22 protein-coding genes are annotated in these 19,330 nt (G+C 53.0%); 5 read left to right on the top strand and 17 right to left on the bottom strand.

Translation table 11 applies throughout. From position 1 onward, the window contains the following. Positions 1-2: 2 nt before the first annotated feature. On the top strand, positions 3-248 hold the full coding sequence (locus E0L16_RS13135; protein WP_131637099.1) for a hypothetical protein: 246 nt from the start codon (positions 3-5) through the stop codon (positions 246-248). 81 nt (positions 249-329) lie between these two features. Here E0L16_RS13135 and E0L16_RS13130 read toward each other — a convergent pair whose 3' ends face one another. Continuing rightward, positions 330-1,103: an ABC transporter substrate-binding protein gene (locus E0L16_RS13130; RefSeq protein ID WP_107535328.1), complete on the bottom strand. Its 774-nt coding sequence runs from the start codon at positions 1,101-1,103 to the stop codon at positions 330-332. Position 1,104: 1 nt separating this feature from the next. Next, on the bottom strand, positions 1,105-2,283 hold the full coding sequence (locus tag E0L16_RS13125; protein WP_131637098.1) for a pyridoxal phosphate-dependent aminotransferase: 1,179 nt from the start codon (positions 2,281-2,283) through the stop codon (positions 1,105-1,107). Between the two features lie 113 nt (positions 2,284-2,396). On the opposite strand from E0L16_RS13125, the gene E0L16_RS13120 reads away from it, so the two are divergent. Continuing rightward, positions 2,397-3,239 (top strand): LysR family transcriptional regulator, encoded by an 843-nt coding sequence (locus tag E0L16_RS13120; protein ID WP_063866749.1) that lies wholly within the window; start codon positions 2,397-2,399, stop codon positions 3,237-3,239. Here the strand turns inward: E0L16_RS13120 and E0L16_RS13115 are convergent. Together E0L16_RS13115 and hglS are read right to left on the bottom strand one after the other, a co-directional pair. Then, positions 3,226-4,731 carry a carboxylesterase/lipase family protein gene (locus E0L16_RS13115; RefSeq protein WP_131637097.1) on the bottom strand — a complete coding sequence of 502 codons (1,506 nt, stop codon included), beginning with the start codon at positions 4,729-4,731 and terminating at the stop codon, positions 3,226-3,228. The genes E0L16_RS13120 and E0L16_RS13115 overlap by 14 nt on opposite strands. Positions 4,732-4,773: 42 nt before the next feature. Next, complete coding sequence (gene hglS / locus E0L16_RS13110; protein WP_131637096.1) at positions 4,774-6,117, bottom strand: 2-oxoadipate dioxygenase/decarboxylase HglS; 1,344 nt, start codon at positions 6,115-6,117, stop codon at positions 4,774-4,776. A gap of 227 nt (positions 6,118-6,344) precedes the next feature. On the opposite strand from hglS, the gene E0L16_RS13105 reads away from it, so the two are divergent. Next, positions 6,345-7,268, top strand: coding sequence for a LysR substrate-binding domain-containing protein (locus E0L16_RS13105; protein WP_107535324.1), 924 nt, complete (start codon positions 6,345-6,347; stop codon positions 7,266-7,268). Positions 7,269-7,309: 41 nt separating this feature from the next. On the opposite strand, the gene E0L16_RS13100 is transcribed toward E0L16_RS13105, so the two are convergent. From E0L16_RS13100 to E0L16_RS13090, 3 genes are all read right to left on the bottom strand, one after another. Continuing rightward, entirely contained in the window at positions 7,310-9,001 is a 1,692-nt protein-coding gene (locus E0L16_RS13100; protein WP_131637095.1) for a methyl-accepting chemotaxis protein, read from the bottom strand. A gap of 159 nt (positions 9,002-9,160) precedes the next feature. Further along, positions 9,161-10,279, bottom strand: a complete 1,119-nt coding sequence (locus tag E0L16_RS13095) for an S-(hydroxymethyl)glutathione dehydrogenase/class III alcohol dehydrogenase (RefSeq protein WP_063866753.1) — start codon at positions 10,277-10,279, stop codon at positions 9,161-9,163. Between the two features lie 32 nt (positions 10,280-10,311). Beyond that, positions 10,312-10,587, bottom strand: a complete 276-nt coding sequence (locus E0L16_RS13090) for a metal/formaldehyde-sensitive transcriptional repressor (RefSeq protein WP_003857256.1) — start codon at positions 10,585-10,587, stop codon at positions 10,312-10,314. Between the two features lie 344 nt (positions 10,588-10,931). On the opposite strand from E0L16_RS13090, the gene E0L16_RS13085 reads away from it, so the two are divergent. Together E0L16_RS13085 and E0L16_RS13080 are read left to right on the top strand one after the other, a co-directional pair. After that, positions 10,932-11,585 carry an SOS response-associated peptidase gene (locus tag E0L16_RS13085; protein WP_131637094.1) on the top strand — a complete coding sequence of 218 codons (654 nt, stop codon included), beginning with the start codon at positions 10,932-10,934 and terminating at the stop codon, positions 11,583-11,585. A gap of 141 nt (positions 11,586-11,726) precedes the next feature. Then, on the top strand, positions 11,727-12,671 hold the full coding sequence (locus E0L16_RS13080; RefSeq protein WP_131637093.1) for a hypothetical protein: 945 nt from the start codon (positions 11,727-11,729) through the stop codon (positions 12,669-12,671). A 64-nt stretch (positions 12,672-12,735) separates the two neighbouring features. Here E0L16_RS13080 and E0L16_RS13075 read toward each other — a convergent pair whose 3' ends face one another. The 10 genes from E0L16_RS13075 to E0L16_RS13030 form a co-directional block, all read right to left on the bottom strand. Further along, positions 12,736-14,004, bottom strand: a complete 1,269-nt coding sequence (locus tag E0L16_RS13075; protein WP_131637092.1) for a Y-family DNA polymerase — start codon at positions 14,002-14,004, stop codon at positions 12,736-12,738. Between the two features lie 2 nt (positions 14,005-14,006). Continuing rightward, entirely contained in the window at positions 14,007-14,426 is a 420-nt protein-coding gene (locus E0L16_RS13070) for a translesion error-prone DNA polymerase V autoproteolytic subunit (RefSeq protein ID WP_131637091.1), read from the bottom strand. Positions 14,427-14,931: 505 nt separating this feature from the next. After that, positions 14,932-15,327, bottom strand: coding sequence for a hypothetical protein (locus E0L16_RS13065; protein ID WP_242672227.1), 396 nt, complete (start codon positions 15,325-15,327; stop codon positions 14,932-14,934). Next, the gene (locus E0L16_RS13060; protein ID WP_131637090.1) at positions 15,327-15,809 is read right to left on the bottom strand and encodes a DnaT-like ssDNA-binding protein; all 483 of its coding nucleotides are present in this window, start codon (positions 15,807-15,809) and stop codon (positions 15,327-15,329) included. Before E0L16_RS13060 ends, E0L16_RS13065 begins: the two co-directional genes overlap by 1 nt. Before the next feature lie 39 nt (positions 15,810-15,848). Then, positions 15,849-16,124, bottom strand: coding sequence for an Ig-like domain-containing protein (locus E0L16_RS13055; RefSeq protein ID WP_242672228.1), 276 nt, complete (start codon positions 16,122-16,124; stop codon positions 15,849-15,851). Between the two features lie 2 nt (positions 16,125-16,126). Then, complete coding sequence (locus E0L16_RS13050) at positions 16,127-16,504, bottom strand: major capsid protein (RefSeq protein ID WP_345788984.1); 378 nt, start codon at positions 16,502-16,504, stop codon at positions 16,127-16,129. A gap of 297 nt (positions 16,505-16,801) precedes the next feature. Continuing rightward, positions 16,802-17,239: a hypothetical protein gene (locus E0L16_RS13045; protein WP_131637088.1), complete on the bottom strand. Its 438-nt coding sequence runs from the start codon at positions 17,237-17,239 to the stop codon at positions 16,802-16,804. Between the two features lie 221 nt (positions 17,240-17,460). Then, complete coding sequence (locus E0L16_RS13040) at positions 17,461-18,009, bottom strand: glycoside hydrolase family 108 protein (RefSeq protein WP_131637087.1); 549 nt, start codon at positions 18,007-18,009, stop codon at positions 17,461-17,463. Beyond that, positions 17,996-18,340 (bottom strand): phage holin family protein, encoded by a 345-nt coding sequence (locus E0L16_RS13035; RefSeq protein ID WP_131637086.1) that lies wholly within the window; start codon positions 18,338-18,340, stop codon positions 17,996-17,998. The genes E0L16_RS13040 and E0L16_RS13035 overlap by 14 nt, the downstream gene beginning before the upstream one ends. Positions 18,341-18,403: 63 nt before the next feature. Next, positions 18,404-19,198: a hypothetical protein gene (locus tag E0L16_RS13030; RefSeq protein ID WP_131637085.1), complete on the bottom strand. Its 795-nt coding sequence runs from the start codon at positions 19,196-19,198 to the stop codon at positions 18,404-18,406. Positions 19,199-19,330: the final 132 nt, after the last annotated feature.

The raw sequence follows: 19,330 nt of genomic DNA, 5'->3' as shown, positions 1-19,330 counted from the left end.
GAATGAGTTTCGCGCGCAGCGAAATGACGGCAAGAAAGAACGCACAGCCTAAACAAAAACGGTTAAGAATCCAATTGTTGGCGGGTGATTATCTGAACAAACCAGGAAATATTTTCTGTCGACCAGAACGGCCTGAAAGTGGTGTAAAAAACAGTAAATACACGAAATCATTCATGCTGGATCAAGGCGGCAAGTCTGAGAATCCCCAGGAGCTTACTCAAGTAAGTGACTGGGGTGAACAGACGTAGCCAACGCAGAGGCAGCCTGAAGGATGAAGTGTATTTAAAAGTGTCCCGGCTGGACATCGACAGCCGGGACCAACGAGGCGGTTATTTTACGCTGACATCGATACCCGGGAAGTACTTATCAGCCAGTTTAGCGATCGTGCCATCGGCACGTACTTTATCAATGGCGGCATCAAGCTGCTTTTTGGTGGCCTCATCCCCCTTACGCAGCCCAAAGCCGATACCACTGCCGAGGATCGTGTCGTCTGACACCGGTTTGCCGATAAAGCCAAACCCTTTACCCTGCGGCTTGCTGAGGAAACCCGCCTGCCCGGCCGCTGACATCACCAGCGAGGCGTCGATGCGGCCATTCAGCAAGTCTCCCCACGCCATATTCTGATCTTTATAAGACACCACGGTGACACCGTGCTTTTCCCAGTGCTCTTTGGCGTAGGTTTCCTGAATCGAACCCTGGAGAACGCCGATGGTTTTGCCCTTCAGCCCTTCCGGCGTGGCCTCTACCGCAGAGCCGGCTTTGCCCACCAGCTGGGAGGGAATGCGATAGATGGGCTGAGTAAAGTCAATGCTCTTGCGACGCTGCTCGGTGATGTTCATCGCCGAGTTAATCGCGTCGAACTTTTTCGCCACCAGACCGGGGATCAGCGCATCAAACGAGGTTTCCACCCAGCTGCACTTCAGCGCGGCGGCTTTGCAGATGGCATTTCCCAGCTCTACGTCAAAGCCCTCCAGCTCCCCTGACGCATTGCGGCTTTCAAACGGCGGATATTCCGCCTCCAGACCGTATCGCAACTCGGTGGCGGCGATTGACGAAAATGAACACAGCAGCCCCATGCCGACAACTAACGCGCGTAATTTCATCTTAAACTCCTGAACGTGGTGTGATCCGACACAGGGCCTGGGCACCTGCCCGTAACGTCGCCTCATCTTTCGCAAAAGAGAGACGAATCAGTTTATTGTCCGTGCCATCAGCATAAAACGCCGACAGCGGAATAGTGGCAACCCCGCACTCGACAATCAGCCTTTTCACCATCTCGCTGTCGCGCTCGTCGCTGAAGCCGCTGTAATCAGCCAGCAGGAAAAACGATCCTTTGCTCGGCAGCAGCGTAAACGGCGAGTCGGCCAGCAGGCTTTGCAGCAGATCGCGCTTGCGCTGATAAAACGCCGCCAGCGACAGCCAGGTTTGCGGATCTGCCATATGTTCTGCAAACGCGTACTGCATTGGCGTATCGGCAGAGAACATTAAAAATTGATGGACCTTACATATCTCATCCATCAGCTCCGCGGGCGCCACACAATAACCCACGCGCCAGCCGGTCACGTGATAGGTTTTTCCGAAGGAAGAAATTATCACGCTGCGCTCCGCCAGCTGCGGGTGCGTCGCCATCCCGTGGTGTGGCTCGCCGTCAAAAACGACGTGCTCATACACTTCGTCAGACAAAATGATGATGTCGGTGTGGCGCGTCAGCGCCGCCAGCTGGTGCAGATCGGCGGCCGAAAATACCTGTCCGCTCGGGTTGTGCGGCGTGTTGACGATGATCATCCGCGTGCGCGGGGTGATGGCCGCCCGCACGTCGTCCCAGTTTACGGCAAAATCCGGTACCGTCAGCTTAATGGCGATCGGCTTCGCCCCTTGCAGACGGACAATCGGCGCATAGCTGTCAAAGGAGGGCTCGAAATAGATCACCTCATCGCCAGGATGAACCAGCCCGCTGATGGCCGAGTAAAGCCCTTCGCTGGCGCTGGCGGTCACCAGCACCTCACTGGCCGGGTCATAGTGCGTGCCGTAAAGTGTGGCAATTTTGTCCGCGATGCGCGCCTTAAGCGGCTGTAGCCCGGTCATGGACGCGTACTGGTTATGCCCTGCCTCCATGGCGCGGGTCACGCCGGAAATCAGTTTTGGGTCGCAGGAAAAATTCGGCGCACCCTGAGAAAGGTTGATCGCGTTATGCTGGGCAGAAAGCTGGCCGATAACGGTAAAAATGGTGGTTCCCACATCCGGCAATTTGGAGCGTGTCTGCACCGGCGTTTTCAAAGTCATCCTCTGTCCCTTCTCATGGTGAATGCATAACTATTCAAACAACAACTTCGCTGTCGGGACAATCGAATTGTTGTCATAATAGCCATGAAAAAAACGCATAGCTAAGGTGAGATATGTCGCGTCGTTCATTTCCGCTTAATGCCGTAGAGACTTTTTTAGTGACCGCGCGTCACCTGAATCTGACCCATGCCGCGAAGGAGCTTTGTCTGACGCAGGGGGCGGTAAGCCGTAAAATCGCCGCGCTGGAAAGCTGGTTCGGCTTCCCGCTGTTCGAACGCCACGCGCGCGGCCTGCGTCTCTCATCACAGGGAAGCGCCCTGCTGCCGGAGCTGCAATCTGCGTTTGAGCATCTGCTGAACGTTGCCGAGCAGGCGCGGACGCACCAGACCGTGATCCGCCTGAAAGCGCCAACCTGCGCGATGCGCTGGCTGGTGCCGCGGCTGCTACAGGTGGAGCGTGAACAGCCGGATCTGCAAATTGCGCTGACCACCACCACCGATCATAACGTCAATTTCAAAACCGAATCCTATGATGCGGCGATTGTGTTCGGGACACACATGAGCGCCGGCGATCTGCTGTTCGAAGAGGCCTTAACGCCGGTAATGAGCCCGCTGCGGGCCGGTTCTGCGCTGGAAACACTCACCTTCCTGCACCCGACGCGGGACAAAACGGACTGGACGCTGTGGCTGGCGAAACAGCCGCGCCCGACGCCAGCTATGCTCAAAAATCAACACTTCGAAACGATGGATTTGGCTATTACCGCCGCTATTCAGGGGTTGGGCATCGCCATAGCGGATGAAACGCTGGTGGAGGAGGACGTGCGCGCCGGACGGCTGATGCGGCCTTACGATACGAGCATAAGAACCGGGGCGAGCTACCGGCTGGTATTCCGCGACGCCCCCGGCCCGGAGAACGGGCTGGATGCGTTTCGTGCCTGTCTGCTCAGTCGAGGCTGACGTGGTGTTTCATCACCCGTTTGAAGAGGCTCATACGGGCACGCATGAAGCGGTTTTCAAGCCGAAAACCAGCATGTTTATTCACACCAATGCGTAACAGCACGTCCCGCCCTTTCCGGCAGGCGGGCCAGCGCGTCGGCCCCGGCAGGCTGTCACGTTTCCCCGCGTCCCGAGCGAAGCTCACCCAGTAGTCCGCCACCCGAGCCGCGAAGGTCAGATCGCGTTCGTTCACGTACTGTCGCGAGGGCTCGACCTGCCCGAGGGTATCGAACACGTAAGGCACTTCGTTGCCGTGCCATGCGCCGTTGATGTACGTCGCGTGCTCGGCTTCGGCCACATAATCAAACCAGTATCGCCAGCACAGGCCACCCGCTCGCTGCTGCGCCTGCATCACCACGTAGCCCATGGTGGTAAACGCCATGTCGCGGCACACCTGCCTGCCGAGCTCCTCATCGCCCTTCACGCCCGGATAAAGCAGCTTGATCAGCCCCAGACCAAAGCGCCGCTCGCGGCGGAGCTTCTGGATCTGCCCGGCCAGATCGACGCCGAACACCGACATCACGCTGGCTTCGTCGCTGTTCGACCCAATCATCACCGGCACAGGATGTTGACGGGCCGCGAAGAAGACGTCGAGCATGGCTTCAGGCAAAACGCAGTCGCCCACAATGGGCGCAGGCGCGATATTTAGCGGCGAGGTCAGCGGCCAGAACGCCTCCGGCGGGATCGCGCGAAGCTGTTCTGCGGTGGCGTTTTCCAGGCCGAAATGCGCGGCAATTGCTTCGCCTTTACGCATGGCCTGCTCGCGCGGGGTGTCCGGCAGCGTGTACCCGCTTTGCACAATGGCTTTATGGAACAGCCCTCCCGCAAGCGGGGACGCCATCAGCGAGAGTACGCTGCGCGCCCCGGCCGACTCGCCAAATACCGTGATGTTATCGGGATCGCCGCCGAACGCGGCAATATTATCGCGAACCCATTCCAGGGCCTGGATTTGATCGAGCAACGCAAAGTTATGCACTACGCGCTCTTCTTCACCCTCCAGCGCCGGATGGGCAAAAAAACCGAGGTGTCCAAGACGGTAATTTATCGTCACCACCACCGCGCCGCGCTTCGCCAGCGCCCTGCCGTTATAGGGAGGCAGACCGCCAGCACCGAGGGTAAATCCCCCGCCGTGCAGCCAGACCATCACCGGAAGCGGCGCGGCGCGCGCGATCGGCGACCAGACGTTAAGGTACAGGCAATCTTCAGAGAACTGGCCGGGATCGCCGCCGCCCAGCTCCTGGCAGCTTTCGCCGCTCTGCCAGCTGGAGGCGGAGAACGCCGTCGCCGGGCGCACGCCGTCCCAGCGAGCGGGAGGACGAGGGGAGCGCCAGCGCAAGGAACCTACCGGCGGGGCCGCATAGGGAATGCCGCACCACACGTGCGTATCGTCTTCAGTAAAACCAATCAGTGCGCCCTGGCGCGTTTCAACCACAGGGGCGGAGGGATTTTCCATAACAACCTTCTTTTTCCATCACACCCCAGCAGAGTAACGGTTTCAGAGCAAACCGCAACGCTGTTTGCTGCGCACTTCTGCCTCGTGGTAAAGGGAAAACTCGTCGTGTACCGCACAGCCGAGCGCGGCTTCGAAGGCCTGGCGGCTGGCATTGCCGTGGCTGCGCGCCTGCGTTTCATTGCCGAGATTTGACTGGAATATCCCCGCCGCGCTGACGGGCAGAAAATCTTCATAGGTGATCGGCTGCGCCACAACCCAGCCGCGCTCGATCAGCGGCTGCGGATCGTCGCCCGGACGAAACGCGTGGCGATGCGCCTCCCCTGTCGGGGTCAGACGGTAGCGGAAATAGGCCAGCTCCTGACGACGCAGGAACATTTCGCTATCCGGGAAGGCGCTGAAGATCTCGCGCAGATGAAGCTGGTGGGTCAGGTTGTCTTTACCGGTCCCGGCCTGGTTTAGCAGGCTGTCGTACAGCTCGCGTCCTTTTGGCGTAAGCGCCACGCCGCGCTGCTCAATTTCACCGAAACGCGCGGTATGGGTGCCCTGGTCTTCTCCCGCGAAAAGCACCGGCTCTTCCAGCGCCTTGAAGCTGGTCTGGCGCAGGAGGATCGGCACCTCGCGACGCGGTGGGCCTTCAATCAGAATTTTTGGCTCAATGCCGTACTTCGGCATCAGCTCCTGCACCCGGTCGATATCCAGCGTGCGCGGCGTAAGATGGTTAATATGGCACCCCGGGAAACAGACCACGTCGGCGATCAGGCGATGTTCGTTGCTCAGCGCCAGATAGGTTTCCCGATCCACCCTGGCATGGCGATGCCAGCGGAAGGTTTCTAAGGCTTCCTGCACAAATTCACGCGCCTGCGCCCCGGTAAAGTGTCCCTGCGCATCATGCAGGTCGATCAGTTCAAGGCAGCGCGGCGTAAAGATATTGCGTCGGGAGAGGATCTCCGCCGCCTTTTCGCGCAGCGCAACGTTTTCTATCAGCTCCAGGCGCAGCAGCGAGGTAAAAATGCGAAACGGATTGCGGCAGAGTGCCGCATCGTCCGTGGGACGAAACGCCGTCGAGTGGACGGGCACGCCCGCCTGGGAGAGATCGTAATAGCTGACCGGGTGCATGCCCATAATGGCGAAGATCCGGCGCAGGGTGGAAAGCTCCTGCGCGGTGCCAACGCGGATCGCACCATGACGTTCAACATTCAGGCGCGCCAGTTCGTCTGCGTTTGCCAGTTGTTCGTGTAAAAGGGGGTTATTTTCCAGAACCGCCAGGTTAACGTCCGCCACCAGTTCCAGCAAGGTGCCGTACTGCGGAACTTCCTGCTGGTACATCGCCGACATAGCCTGCGAAAAGTGTTCCCGAATATCATCAGCCGTGATGGTGTTCGCCATGATGTCATGCCTCCAGTGAATACTACCTGGAGTGTAGAGAAGCCCGTTCCTTTCGTTGGGAAGAATTTAGAAATTGTGATCCAGGCAGACGAGTGGTCAAGGCGTGGACGTTTTCGAAAAACAGTTGTAACTCAAACAAATCAAATGTTAAAAATATTTTGCTATCAGGTTATCAAATTCAAACATCTTAACTTGTCACCCGCGTCGCTCTGTTTTTAACATCGCCTATGGAAAAAAATGGTCTGTTCAGTCAGCGCATACGCTTGCGCCATTTGCATACTTTTGTGGCCGTCGCTCAACAGGGAACGCTGGGGCGAGCGGCTGAAACCCTTAACCTCAGTCAGCCCGCACTCTCCAAAACGCTGAACGAACTGGAACAGCTTACCGGAACGCGCCTGTTCGATCGTGGCCGTCTGGGCGCTCAGCTTACCCTGGTGGGTGAACAGTTCCTGACGCACGCCGTTAAAGTTCTTGATGCGCTCAATACCGCTGGTCAGGCGTTAAATCGTAAAGAGGAGCCGGCCAGCGATATCGTTCGCGTGGGCGCGCTGCCGACGGCGGCGCTGGGTATTCTGCCTGCGGCGATCGGCCAGTTCCACCGCCAGCAAAAGCACGCCACGCTTCAGGTTGCGACCATGAACAACACCATGCTGCTGGCGGGCCTGAAGTCAGGGGAGCTGGATCTGGGCATTGGTCGAATGTCCGATCCGGAACTGATGAGCGGTCTTAATTACGAACTGTTGTTCCTGGAATCACTGAAGCTGGTGGTGCGTCCGAATCATCCCCTGTTGCAGGATACCGTCACCCTGAGCCGCGTAATGGAGTGGCCGGTGGTGGTTTCACCGAAAGGAACCGTTCCCCGTCAGAATGCGGAAGCATTGCTGCAAATGCAGGGCTGCACGCTGCCGTCAGGATGTATTGAAACGCTTTCTGCGTCGCTTTCGCGCCAGCTGACGGTGGATTATGACTACGTGTGGTTTGTGCCGTCCGGCGCGGTGAAGGACGATCTGCGACGCGGCGTGCTCACGGCGCTGCCGGTCACATCGCCCGGGGCGGGTGAACCGATTGGGATACTTACGCGGATAGATGCTCCGCTCTCTGAAGGCGCCCAGGCGCTGCTCAGCGCCATTCGTAAATCAATGCCTCTCTGACCGTAAACGCAGGACCCGCCACGAGGGCGGGTCTGTTTTATTCAGAACGTTTCCCAGTGATCACCTGAAACGGCCGCCGCCGGGGTCAAGGGCGCGGGCTTGACTGCGGATGCAGCCGCGGTGGTCCGTCCTGCGCGCGCCCCGTTGAGACGAAACGCACCAACGGCTTCCGTCAGGCGTGCGCCCTGCTCTTCCAGCGAGGCCGCCGCCGCCGAGGCTTCTTCCACCAGCGAGGCATTTTGCTGCGTCACTTTATCCATCTCGGAAATCGCCTGGCTCACCTGAACAATACCGCGGCTCTGCTCATCGGACGCCGCCGCAATCTCCAGCATGATATCGGTGACGCGTTTCACCGCCTCGACGATCTCATTCATGGTATTGCCCGCTGCAACCACTTCCCCGGAGCCCTGATCGATAAGCGACACCGATTCATTAATCAGGCTTTCAATCTCTTTTGCCGCGTTCGCGCTGCGGCTTGCCAGCGTGCGGACTTCGCTCGCCACTACCGCAAAGCCCCGCCCCTGTTCACCCGCACGCGCCGCCTCGACCGCCGCGTTGAGCGCCAGTATATTGGTCTGGAACGCGATGCTGTTAATCACGGCGGTAATTTCGGAGATCTTCTTCGAGCTGGTGGAAATATTACCCATGGTTTTCACCACGCCGGAAACCATTTGCCCCCCGCGGCTGGCCTTACCGGAGGCATCTTCCGCAAGCTTGCTGGCATGATGCGCGTTATCGGCATTCTGTTTCACCGTCGCAGTGAGCTGCTCCATGCTGGCCGCCGTCTGTTCAATGGCCGCCGCCTGCTGCTCGGTACGGGATGAGAGATCGGTGTTACCCGCAGAAATCTCGCTGGTTCCCCGGTAGATTTCCTCCGCCCCCTGCCGCACGGTGCCCACGGTGGTAACCAGCGCGTGCTGCATTGTTTGCAGATCGCGCGTCAGGCGGCCAATTTCGCTGCGCCCGGTCGGTTCGTCCGGCAAGGTCAAATCACCTTTTGCGATATTTTCGATACGCGCAGCGGCGCGCTGGAGCGGGCTAATCACCGTGCGGCGCAGCACCACGAAGGTGATGACGGCCAGTGCCAGCGCCAGGCCGAAAGCGCCGAACATAAATATCAGTCCCAGCCGGGTGCGGGTGTGAGCCTGTGCCGTTAGCGCGTTCGCGCGTTCGGTGCGGATTTTAATCGCCTTCAGCAGCACCGCGTTATAGGCATCGTCCAGCGGACGCGCGGTCTCATTTTCGTGGTTGATTATGGCTTCAAACATGCCGTTTTTGGCATATTTCAGCATCGGCTGCATGCCGGCAATGTAGGCGTCGTAGCGGGCTTTCAGATCGCCATCCAGCGCTTCATCAGCCGGGGTGCGAACGGAGCGCTTCATATAGGAAGCAAATCCATCCTGCGACTGTTTGAGGCGGGTTTCGGCCTCAGCGATGTTTTGCTTCATCGCCTCCATTTCGGCAATACGGCTCGCGGCCCCCGCGTGGATCATGTTGATACGGGCCGTACGTAGATGGTTCGAACTGTTTGACAGCCCGGTGCGCACCTGGATTTCCGCCGTGACATCCTGCTGATCGTTATCGGCCTGGAGCAGGAAATACCCTGCCAGACCCGAGCTCAATGCAAACAGGAGAATAATGCCACCGAGAATGGAGGAAAACAGCGGAACCAGCCGGATGTGATGCAAGAAACCAAGCTTGTGCTGCGTCTGCATCGATGTTGTGTTGTCCATGACCGTCGACTCTCTTATAGGTAAGATGCGTAAAAACACGCCTGTAAAAGAGTCATCGGCACGGACGGGGATAAAATTACGCCTAAAAGCGCCAGACAGGTCACACTTTAGAAAAGATTGGGGAAGAAATGCCAGCGGCAAAAACCGCTGGCAGAATAATCAGTTGTCGCCGAAATGGATAACGGTACGAATGGATTTTCCTTCGTGCATCAGATCAAAGGCTTCGTTGATCTGATCCAGCGGCAGGCGGTGCGTAATGAACGGGTCGAGCTGAATTTTGCCGACCATCGCATCTTCTACCATGCCAGGCAGCTGAGTACGGCCCTTCACGCCGCCAAATGCCGAACCGCGCCATACGCGCCCCGTCACCAGCTGGAACGGACGGGTTTTGATCTCCTGACCCGCGCCGGCCACACCGATAATAATGCTTTCGCCCCAGCCCTTATGGCAGCACTCCAGCGCTGAGCGCATCACGTTGACGTTGCCGATACATTCAAAACTGAAGTCCACGCCGCCGTCGGTCAGCTCAACGATCACGTCCTGAACCGGCTTATCGTAGTCTTTCGGATTGATGAAATCGGTCGCCCCCATTTCACCTGCGAGCGTAAATTTCTCCGGGTTGGTATCCACAGCAATGATACGACCGGCTTTTGCCTGTACCGCGCCCTGGATGACCGCCAGGCCGATCCCGCCCAGGCCGAACACCGCCACGGTGTCGCCCTCTTTCACTTTCGCCGTGTTATGCACCGCACCGATACCGGTAGTGACGCCGCAGCCGAGCAGACAGACTTTATCCAGCGGGGCCTGCGGGTTAACTTTCGCCAGCGAGATCTCGGCGCACACCGTGTATTCGCTGAATGTGCTGGTACCCATGTAGTGATAAACAGGCTCACCGTTGTAGGAGAAACGGGTGGTGCCGTCCGGCATAAGCCCCTTGCCCTGCGTGGCGCGTACGGCCTGACAGAGGTTGGTTTTGCCGGACTTGCAGAACTTACACTCGCCGCACTCTGCGGTGTACAGCGGGATCACGTGGTCGCCGGGCTTCAGGCTGGTGACGCCTTCACCCACTTCCACCACCACACCGCCCCCTTCGTGGCCAAGCACCGCCGGGAATACGCCTTCCGGATCGTCACCGGACAGGGTAAACGCGTCGGTATGGCAGACGCCGGTGTGGGTAATTTTGATCAGCACTTCGCCTTTCTTCGGCGGAGCAACATCAATTTCAACGATTTTCAGCGGCTGGCCTGGGCCGAACGCGACGGCTGCGCGAGATTTCATGATGTCTTTCCCTTGTTGTGAGGTGTGTGGGTTTATTTTAGATAAGAGCGCAGCAAATGGCCGACTTCCGCCATCCGTACTGCCCGCTGGTCCGGGGTAGTCTCCCCCGTCACCAGCTCATCTTTGAGGTGAATTTCGACCATCTCCCCCATCAGGCCATTGGCAGCACCGCGCACGGCGGCGATTTGCTGCAAAATGGCGAGACAGGGATCGCCCGACTCCAGCGCACGCTCAAGGGCATCAACCTGGCCTCGAATGCGGCGGACGCGGGTCAGAATACGTTTTTTATCTTCGGGTGAATGCGGCATACGCCCTCCTGATACTATAGGGGGGTATTGTATCTTTTAAAGCAACTTTATGTAAACATTAACTTTTATATGGTTTTCAGACATTTACTCGATATGCTCAAAAGGCACTATCGGACATAAAAGGACTTTCTACTGCCCCCAAATTGCCCCCAGAAAGTATTTTGCCCCCAAATTTGCCCCCAAAATTCACGCTTTTGCGTAGCTCCTTCCAGTTTCGAAATACGCCGCTTTACGCATCTCAAGCTGATCAGCATAATCACCCCGAATCCGTTTGTAAGAATTAACCAGCGCGCGCTACTTTTCTCCCTGCCCTATACTTTCAGTCTGACTGACTGGAGGTTTCTATGTGTGGACGTTTTGCACAAGCCCAAACCCGTGAAGAATATCTTGCTTACCTGGCCGATGAAGCCGATCGCGACATCGCATACGACCCGGAACCAATTGGCCGGTACAACGTCGCGCCTGGCACCAAAGTTCTGCTGTTGAGCGAACGCGACGAACAACTGCACCTCGATCCGGTGTTCTGGGGCTATGCCCCCGGGTGGTGGGATAAGCCGCCACTAATTAACGCGCGCGTAGAGACCGCGGCCACCAGCCGAATGTTTAAGCTTCTCTGGCAGCATGGCCGGGGGATCTGTTTTGCGGACGGATGGTTCGAATGGAAGAAGGAAGGCGACAAGAAACAGCCTTACTTCATTCACCGTGCCGACGGCCAGCCGATATTTATGGCGGCGATCGGCAGTACCCCGTTCGAACGCGGCGATGAAGCAGAAGGTTTTCTAATCGTGACATCTGCTGCCGACAAAGGTTTAGTCGACATTCACGACCGCCGGCCACTAGTTTTGTCACCAGAAGCGGCCCGTGAGTGGATGCGACAGGATATAGGTGGTAAAGAAGCTGATGAGATAGCGGCCGACGGCGCTGTACCAGTCGAAAAGTTTATCTGGCACGCTGTGTCGCGCGCCGTGGGTAATGTGAAAAACCAAGAAAAAAAATAATTGAAAACGTAAAACCATAGTATTATAACACCTTTCCACCTGAGAATTGCGTGTAAACAGTAATTAACATATTGTATTTAGATTGAGAACTCATAAAAATTTAGATATTTTAATGCTTAAAGGAATTCTATATGGAAAGTTATGTTTTTGAACTTCAAGGAAATGTATTTGGTTTCTTTCAAAGAGATGAAGAAGACTGCTATATATATAGATAGCGGTATGTTTTCGAAAATACATTATTGTAATTGGAGTCATTGGGTTCGTGGTCAGGAAAACTATAAAGAAAATTTCCCCGAGCATCAAGAGAATGAAGAAATAGCTAACGCTATAGGTTACTTTTCATGGCACCAAATCTATGACCGATGTGAATTCCGACCAGTTGTCATTAACATAGCTAGAAAAAACAAACCGGGCGAGTACTTCTCAAGAATAAATAAAGGGGAGCCTGCCTTATTTTCACAACAAGCCATTGGCAAACAAATACTTGACGAAATAATAACCTTCAATAATATTTGCAACTCATTAAATGAGTTATTCAATTACATTGACCCTGACACTGAAAACCTAAATTGCTATGGTAGTAAAATTCGTGAAATATTGATTCTTGCCTGCACTGAAGTAGAATACCTCTTGCAAAATCTCCTTGTAGATAATAATTACGAGAACATCAATAACAGATACACTACAAAAGACTATGTTAAAACACTAGACATATTAAAATTAAATAAATATTTAACCACATTATCTTTCTATCCAGACTTAGAAAACTGGAGCCCATTTAAAGAATGGGATCCTTCAAAACCAACCACCAGCTTAGCATGGTATGATTCATATAATGCAGTCAAGCACAATCGTGGAGCTAATAAACACAAGGCGACACTTAAATCAGCAATAAATGCCGTTTCAGCCTTACATATATTGCTCGAAGCACAGTATGGGAAAGAAATCTTTAATAGCCCTATGCAGTCAGACTTTTCTAGCATCTTTAAAACGGTCCAATATCCTACATTCACAGTTAACGAACTTCAATGCCCTTTAATTGATAGCGGTAAATTAGTTTGGAATGAACAGATAAATTTATTTTAACAAAATAGGGCTTTAATTTTCGAGATTAGTTTATATTACGACGGGGATTTTATTTTCAAATCCTCTATCTAACCCGGAGGATATCTGAAAACCGAGTTGTATATCGCGGCGAAAGCATTTCACGCTTCATCTGCCATTGCTGATGAATGCCCTGTCCGGCAAAGTAGAGCGTGCCTTTCCCATCTTTCGCGTTCAGGTGATCGAGCACTTCCATTAACCTTTCGCTACCGGCACGCGGCGCGTTCTCGTCGAACAAATTGAGCTGGGCGACCCCTTGGCTGAAAAAATCTCCCAGCATGATTCCAGCCTTTTGATAGCGGTGGCCGTCCTTCCAGATTTTGTCCAGGCACGTTACTGCAGCGTTAATGATGTCTCGGGAGTCCTGAGTGGGGGTAAGAAGCTTCATGGACGCACTGTTCCCGTAATATGGCTCGTTAAGCGCAAACGGAGAGGTTTTCACGAACGCCGATATGTAACGGCAGTATTGATGTTCACCGCGTAGCTTCTCGGCGCCGCGGGCGGCATAGCTGCAGATGGCTTGGCGCATCTGTTCGTACTCGGTAACGCGTTCACCGAACGATCTGCTACAGACAATTTCCTGCTTTGCTGGTGCAAACTCTTCCAGATCGAGACATGGCTCGCCGCGCAGCTCCCTGACCGTTCGCTCGAGTACCACGTTAAAGTGCTTTCTAATTATCCACGTACTCTGCTCCGAAAGGTCCAGCGCAGTTTTGATGCCCATGGCGTTCAGCTTCTTACTGATACGTCTGCCGACGCCCCATACATCCTCCACAGGAACGATAGCCAATAGCCGACGCTGGCGATCGATATTGGACAAATCAACAACTCCGCCCGTCTGTCTCTGCCATTTCTTGGCTGCGTGATTTGCCAGCTTAGCGAGGGTTTTTGTCTGAGCAATTCCAACCCCGACTGTAAGGTGTGTGCGCTTCAGGACTGTCGCTCGGATCTCTTTGCCAAACTCTGTCAGGTCCCGGCAGTTACGTACTCCTGTAAGATCGCAAAAGGCTTCATCAATACTATAAATTTCCACGCGAGGACTCATCTCCTCTAGCGTGGTCATGACCCGGTTCGACATGTCAGCATAAAGCTCGTAGTTGCTGCTGAAGCAAACAACGCCTGCGCGCCGGAAAAGATCCTTTTGCTTGAAGAAAGGCTCCCCCATTGTAATTCCAGCGGCCTTGGCCTCGGCGCTTCGTGCGATTACACAGCCATCGTTATTCGAGAGAACAACCACTGGCCGCCCTTTCAAATCGGGACGAAACACCGTCTCGCATGATGCGTAGAACGAATTCACGTCACAGAGCGCAAACATACTCAACTCGCCGATTTAACGATAAAAGTCACAACACCGAACACGTCGAGCGTGTCCTCGCTGCCGACAATTATCGGTGAGTACGCGCTATTCATTGGAATGAGCTGGACGGTCGGGCGTAGCTGCAGGCGCTTAACTGTAAACTCCCCTTCTACCGCGGCGATAACGATATCACCATGCGCAGCATTCCGAGAGCTGTCCACCACAAGCAGATCGCCGTCGCTGATCCCTGCCTCAATCATCGAGTCGCCTGCAGCCTTGACGAAATACGTCGAGCTTGGGTGGGACACTAGTAACTCATTGAGATCGATACGCTGTTCAACGTAGTCAGCAGCTGGGCTCGGGAAACCACACTGTACTAAGTCGCTGAAAAGCGGAAGAGCGATAATTTCTCGCAGTTCTGTTGGCCTGATGAATTCCATTGCATACACCTCAAATACTGTTTTTATATACAGTAGTTTTTGCAAGCGAACAGATCAAGCCGATACTTTTTTGTTTGATTGGTATTTCGCCGCTTCGTTTATAACATCGCGCCACAGTAGGAAATTTTGATTTGTAAATTTTTGCGGTTGCAAAGCAAAAATCCGGGAGCCTGCCGACATCAGCCAAGCCCCGTAAGAACTGAGGAAAAACCTTGAAAATACGCACCATTTCCTTGGTGGGTATTTTCTTTATAGGTACGAAACAAGGGATTGTCACGGATATATTTGTGATTGATTTTTCAATACTTTAAGGTAAACCATACCGTTAATTTGTGCTTAAATAATTTTGTTTTCCCACTTAATGTATAAGACTTGCCCCCGCTAAACCTTCCATTAACCTTTCATTTAGAATGGTTATGCTTCCATACATTTTCACTTAGGCACGGAAAGCCCAGGGAAGGAAGCCATGGAAGCCGATATGACGATGTGCGCTGCAGTCCTTCAACTACTTTGTGATGGATTTGGAAAGGATGACCCCGTATCCAGACGTGATGCCTGCCTGGCATTGTGTGGTTCGCTGGAGAGCTATGACAGGGCTAACCGGATTAGGTTTAATAACCCTGTGTTGTTTGCCGTCCACGTTAACCAGATCGCCAACCTCAATAACTTTTTCTGACGTGAAAACGATTTTTACGTCGCCCCGCTGAATAACCGTTCCGTCAATTTCATCAGGGTTGTACTCGGTTTTGACGCCCCACGCAGAAAACCTCATGTCGTCGGTCTGATACTCAACGCCTCCGACGACAGAAATACTGCCTTTCCGTGTAACCTGATACTCTGCGCCGTTCTGACGTAACAGCCTGTCAGAGCGTTGCTGCATACGCTGATAATTAATCGGCATTATCCACGCTCCGAGAATGTGTTAATGGCAAACCCACGCCCGCCCATTAACGCCGCCAGAAGCGCGTCAACGGCTGGATAAGACGGAATGAAGGCCTCACCTTCAGCTACGGCGTAAGTCATCGTCACAGCCCCTTCCACTCGCTCAGTTTTCACCGCAGCCTCACGGGATGAACCGAGCAGCTCACCGTCAACCGCTTCAACCGCCAGCATGCACTGGGCGGTAATAACCTGACGGGGAATCTGATCTGACGGAAACGGATGACCGTCAAATTCGATATCGAGACGGGGCCAGCACAGAGGCTGTGACGGGCTGGCGCGGATGCCGTACCAGCTAAGGCCTTCCAGATAATCCATTGCTTTGAGGAGTATCGCGGGGAGATTTTCCAGCAACATCAGATCTCGAGCGCTGGCATATTTCTGTAAATCGGCTTCGCTGGCGTAGCTGTTGAAATTAGGAGAGGTGATATTGGTATCAATCATGTCTCACCAAAAAATTAAGGGGGACAAGCCCCCTGTTGATTACGCACCTGCTGGTGCAAAGGTAATTTTTTCTGACGTGACGCCCACGCCATCAACCGTGGCGGTCACGGTAAATTCTCCGGCCTCTTCTGAGGTCAGTTTTACCGTTGAGCCACCAGCAGAGCCCGTCAAAGTTGATTCCGAACTGAGCACCCCGCCAGACGTCACCCAGGAGATAGCCGCACCCGAAACGGGCGCATCATCTTTGGTGACTTTGACGGAGAAGGTTACGGAATCTGTACCGTCAGCGGTGACGGAGGTTTTATCCGCTGACAGGCTTACTTTACGGGCTGTTCTACAGTTTCGGTGCCAGTGAGTTTGATCAGCACGCCCGCAGTGGATTTGTTGGAGGTGAAATGTTTTTTCCAGTTACCTTCCGTGCCGATTTTTTCCAGGCTCGGGTTTTTATCGCCTTTCGATTCATCCCAGCTGTAGCCGAGAAGCTCAACATTCACCGTACCTTCTGCGCGGAAGCCTACTGCAAGGTTTTCCTGATTGTTGATGTCGTAGGAACGGAACCCCGGAACCTGTGACTCGGTGACATACACCGCGCCCTGAACCAGACCCAGAATGGCATCAACATCCATTGAGTCAGTGACAAGAACCGGCTTCGGGCATTTCGCGCATATGGCGTTAGTTCCTTTAACGGGCGATATACGATTTTCAGTTTATCGTTCATACAGCTCCGTTCTCACTAGATGAAAGCCGCTGGCGGTCGTGCGCAGGGTGCGCGGTAGGGAACCATCAGCAGCTTTATATCCTCAGCAAAGTATATCGCCGCGTTTATCCGTTATTTTAGATAAACATTATCGAAGCCCCTCACGAGGAGCTTCTGTAATGCCTAATAAGATTGCTCGATGATTTAGGAAAGTGCTGGGGAATTGATGATGTAAATCCGCCACGCAACACCTATGTTAGAGATGTTATAAAGCAGAGCCGATAAAACTCGACTTTTATTTGAAAACAAATTGTTGAGACAGTAGAAGGTGACAATAATATTTCGCCTGAATATTGTTATCTAACCCTCTCACGTATTGTTTGTGTGTCTCAGGCAAAGAACGGCAGCAACTGATAACACGAGGGTAACTTTCTAACATATGCTCGCACACCAAAAATGCATTATTGATAGCATTTAATTTATGGCGCAAATCCCGCAAATCTGATCTCTTTTCTATACGAATTTGTGGTGTCGCAAGATTTACAGGCAACTGAGAAAGAGCATTCGCATAATCAGCAACAGCCATTTTTAAAGCCATTTTTGCCTTTAATGCTTCTTGTTGCCTCCAAACACGTAATGCAAAACCAGCCACTAACACCGCCGCGGCTGTAAATATTGCAGACACTGCCGACCAGATCGTTGGCCAAGGCCAGTGAGAAACCGTTTGCCACATAGAAACCTCCTTGATTTAGGAGATAATTGTAACTTGGCATAGGTACAAATTTCAGCAGTTGTTGCGTTTATTTATCACATCACAAACCTCTGAAGCTGTTTTTATCCAGCCACAGGTTCTTTCCATCGTCGCACACCCCACCAATAAAAAAAGGCACCAGTAAGGTAACAAGTGCCATCTTTGCGCCGCGCCGCGGCTGTCTGTGCGTCCAGTGAGGGCGCTTATTTACAGGGGATTTCAACACGGTTTAGCATCCAGCCAAAAATAAAGTCCTCGTTGGCTTCCCTGGCTTCAGCCAGTTCCAGATAACGGGCTCCCTGACTTGAATTTAGACCGCGAAGAACGACAGTCTCACCATCCTTTCCACGATGCCGCAGAAGCGCTTTTAACGCAGTGATAGTTCGCGGACCGATTCGCCCATCGGGATCAAGGTCAGGATAGAGTTTGCCGCGCAGGTTCAGAGCCGATAACCAGCGCTGGAAAAACTTGCTTGCGACAGACGGGCCCATATTCGCGCCAGTATCGCAAAGCTCGTCTGCGATTTTCGGTGATAGTTCCGCAACCTGATCGAACCGCGGCCCATACCAGTAATCAGCCTCGTAAATAGCGCGAGCCTGTTCTTTCGTCAGGGAGCGGACGTCACTGTAGCCATGAGCCAGGGCAGTCTTTGCAGTGATCCCCCAATTAGTGGGGCCGCCTTTATCAGAGGGATGGTTTACGTAACCCGCTTCACGCTCCAGCAGACCATTAATAATTTCATCTTTGGTCATCGTTGATACCTTTCTTACTTGCAAATAACGTCACAGCCGCATTAATCAGAGAACGGCACCTGTCAGCTCCCGCACCACCAACAGCGACCCCCACAACAAAAGACCAGTCGATGTCTGAAACCCCTAGCTGTTCCAAAAAAGCTGAAACGGCCAGAGCTACAAAGAAACAGATAAAGCCAGCATTTATTGCGCGTCGCCACGCCAGCCCATCCCATAAGGAAAAAGCTATGGCTATGCAGAAAGCCGTAAGAGCTGCCTGAATTGACAGGCGGTGCTCATGTAAAAAATGAAGTACCGGCCCCCAGCCACCTGGCGGGGTGTAGTTCTGCATGATTCCTCCCAAATTGCAGGCATAAAAAAACCGCCGTTAGGCGGTTATAAATAAAATCATTAATCAGGTCCCACTTTTTACTCTTACCCATTCTTTTTTTAAGCAAGCATGTGTTAAATCAATTAGTTCATTAATATCCCCTCTCAATTCTCCATATACTGCCCCGTAAGTGTTTCCTTGTTCCGTAAGCTCTGCGCCTCGACACCGGAGTCTGAAAAGCACATTGATTATAGAAGAACTTTCCGCCTCCTCAGGATTCAACATCAGACGAATTTTAGAGTAGAGAAAATCCAGATGTTCTTGTGTTTTATTATAATTTTTACGAGCCAAATCAAGTTCATCACTAAACTGTTCAAAAACTTCTTTGTAGGTTAAATTTACAGGCGTGTAGTATTCCGCCATGAAATTATTGAACTGTTCAGTTTTATTGTTCAAAGCATAGCGTTCATCAAACATTTTTGTGCCTACTACACAACATTCAGCAATAAGATCCCGAACATTATTTATCCATGCCTGTCTATTAACAGACAAAACTTCCATATTGAAATTCTTTTCAGCTATCAAAAGCTGCATTTGCCTATCCGCTTCTAACGAATCATTTTGAGCAATTCTTTCCTCTCTAAGAAATCGTTGCTGCTCTTGGCGTTCAGCCTGTAATTGAGCTGAACTCAGCTTGAATGTGCGCCAAGCTATTGTCGCAGGAATACAACCACCTATAACGGCTGCTGCTGCTGTCAAAAGAGGAGTAGTCCAATCCGTCGGGGTTTCAAATATAAGTTTTGGTATTGAGCTAAGTGCTACTGATAAGTGTTCTGATGCATTTGATAAATATGGAAAAGGAATACCATGCCAAGCCATAAACCCTCCTATGTTAAGAGGTTATTTTAACAGCCATTTCAGTTCTCTTTCCATCGATTTGCTAGCTTATGGGGCCATATTTTTTCCATCAAACTGCTAACTAACAGGAGAGCACACTACCCAACAAACCAC

It is taken from the genome of Enterobacter quasihormaechei (assembly GCF_004331385.1).
GTDB classification, from domain to species: Bacteria; Pseudomonadota; Gammaproteobacteria; order Enterobacterales; family Enterobacteriaceae; genus Enterobacter; species Enterobacter quasihormaechei.
This window is presented reverse-complemented; position numbering and strand designations above follow the sequence as displayed.

Coding starts and splice junctions, on each gene's coding strand:
- E0L16_RS13100 (WP_131637095.1), bottom strand. CDS start 9,001: ATGGACAACACAACATCGATGCAGACGCAGCACAAGCTTGGTTTCTTG.
- E0L16_RS13065 (WP_242672227.1), bottom strand. CDS start 15,327: ATGCCGATTAATTATCAGCGTATGCAGCAACGCTCTGACAGGCTGTTA.
- E0L16_RS13130 (WP_107535328.1), bottom strand. CDS start 1,103: ATGAAATTACGCGCGTTAGTTGTCGGCATGGGGCTGCTGTGTTCATTT.
- E0L16_RS13090 (WP_003857256.1), bottom strand. CDS start 10,587: ATGCCGCATTCACCCGAAGATAAAAAACGTATTCTGACCCGCGTCCGC.
- E0L16_RS13070 (WP_131637091.1), bottom strand. CDS start 14,426: ATGGAATTCATCAGGCCAACAGAACTGCGAGAAATTATCGCTCTTCCG.
- E0L16_RS13080 (WP_131637093.1), top strand. CDS start 11,727: ATGTTTTTGAACTTCAAGGAAATGTATTTGGTTTCTTTCAAAGAGATG.
- hglS (WP_131637096.1), bottom strand. CDS start 6,117: ATGGCGAACACCATCACGGCTGATGATATTCGGGAACACTTTTCGCAG.
- E0L16_RS13115 (WP_131637097.1), bottom strand. CDS start 4,731: ATGGAAAATCCCTCCGCCCCTGTGGTTGAAACGCGCCAGGGCGCACTG.
- E0L16_RS13120 (WP_063866749.1), top strand. CDS start 2,397: ATGTCGCGTCGTTCATTTCCGCTTAATGCCGTAGAGACTTTTTTAGTG.
- E0L16_RS13105 (WP_107535324.1), top strand. CDS start 6,345: ATGGAAAAAAATGGTCTGTTCAGTCAGCGCATACGCTTGCGCCATTTG.
- E0L16_RS13095 (WP_063866753.1), bottom strand. CDS start 10,279: ATGAAATCTCGCGCAGCCGTCGCGTTCGGCCCAGGCCAGCCGCTGAAA.
- E0L16_RS13030 (WP_131637085.1), bottom strand. CDS start 19,198: ATGGCTTGGCATGGTATTCCTTTTCCATATTTATCAAATGCATCAGAA.
- E0L16_RS13060 (WP_131637090.1), bottom strand. CDS start 15,809: ATGATTGATACCAATATCACCTCTCCTAATTTCAACAGCTACGCCAGC.
- E0L16_RS13040 (WP_131637087.1), bottom strand. CDS start 18,009: ATGACCAAAGATGAAATTATTAATGGTCTGCTGGAGCGTGAAGCGGGT.
- E0L16_RS13075 (WP_131637092.1), bottom strand. CDS start 14,004: ATGTTTGCGCTCTGTGACGTGAATTCGTTCTACGCATCATGCGAGACG.
- E0L16_RS13125 (WP_131637098.1), bottom strand. CDS start 2,283: ATGACTTTGAAAACGCCGGTGCAGACACGCTCCAAATTGCCGGATGTG.
- E0L16_RS13085 (WP_131637094.1), top strand. CDS start 10,932: ATGTGTGGACGTTTTGCACAAGCCCAAACCCGTGAAGAATATCTTGCT.
- E0L16_RS13135 (WP_131637099.1), top strand. CDS start 3: ATGAGTTTCGCGCGCAGCGAAATGACGGCAAGAAAGAACGCACAGCCT.
- E0L16_RS13045 (WP_131637088.1), bottom strand. CDS start 17,239: ATGTGGCAAACGGTTTCTCACTGGCCTTGGCCAACGATCTGGTCGGCA.
- E0L16_RS13035 (WP_131637086.1), bottom strand. CDS start 18,340: ATGCAGAACTACACCCCGCCAGGTGGCTGGGGGCCGGTACTTCATTTT.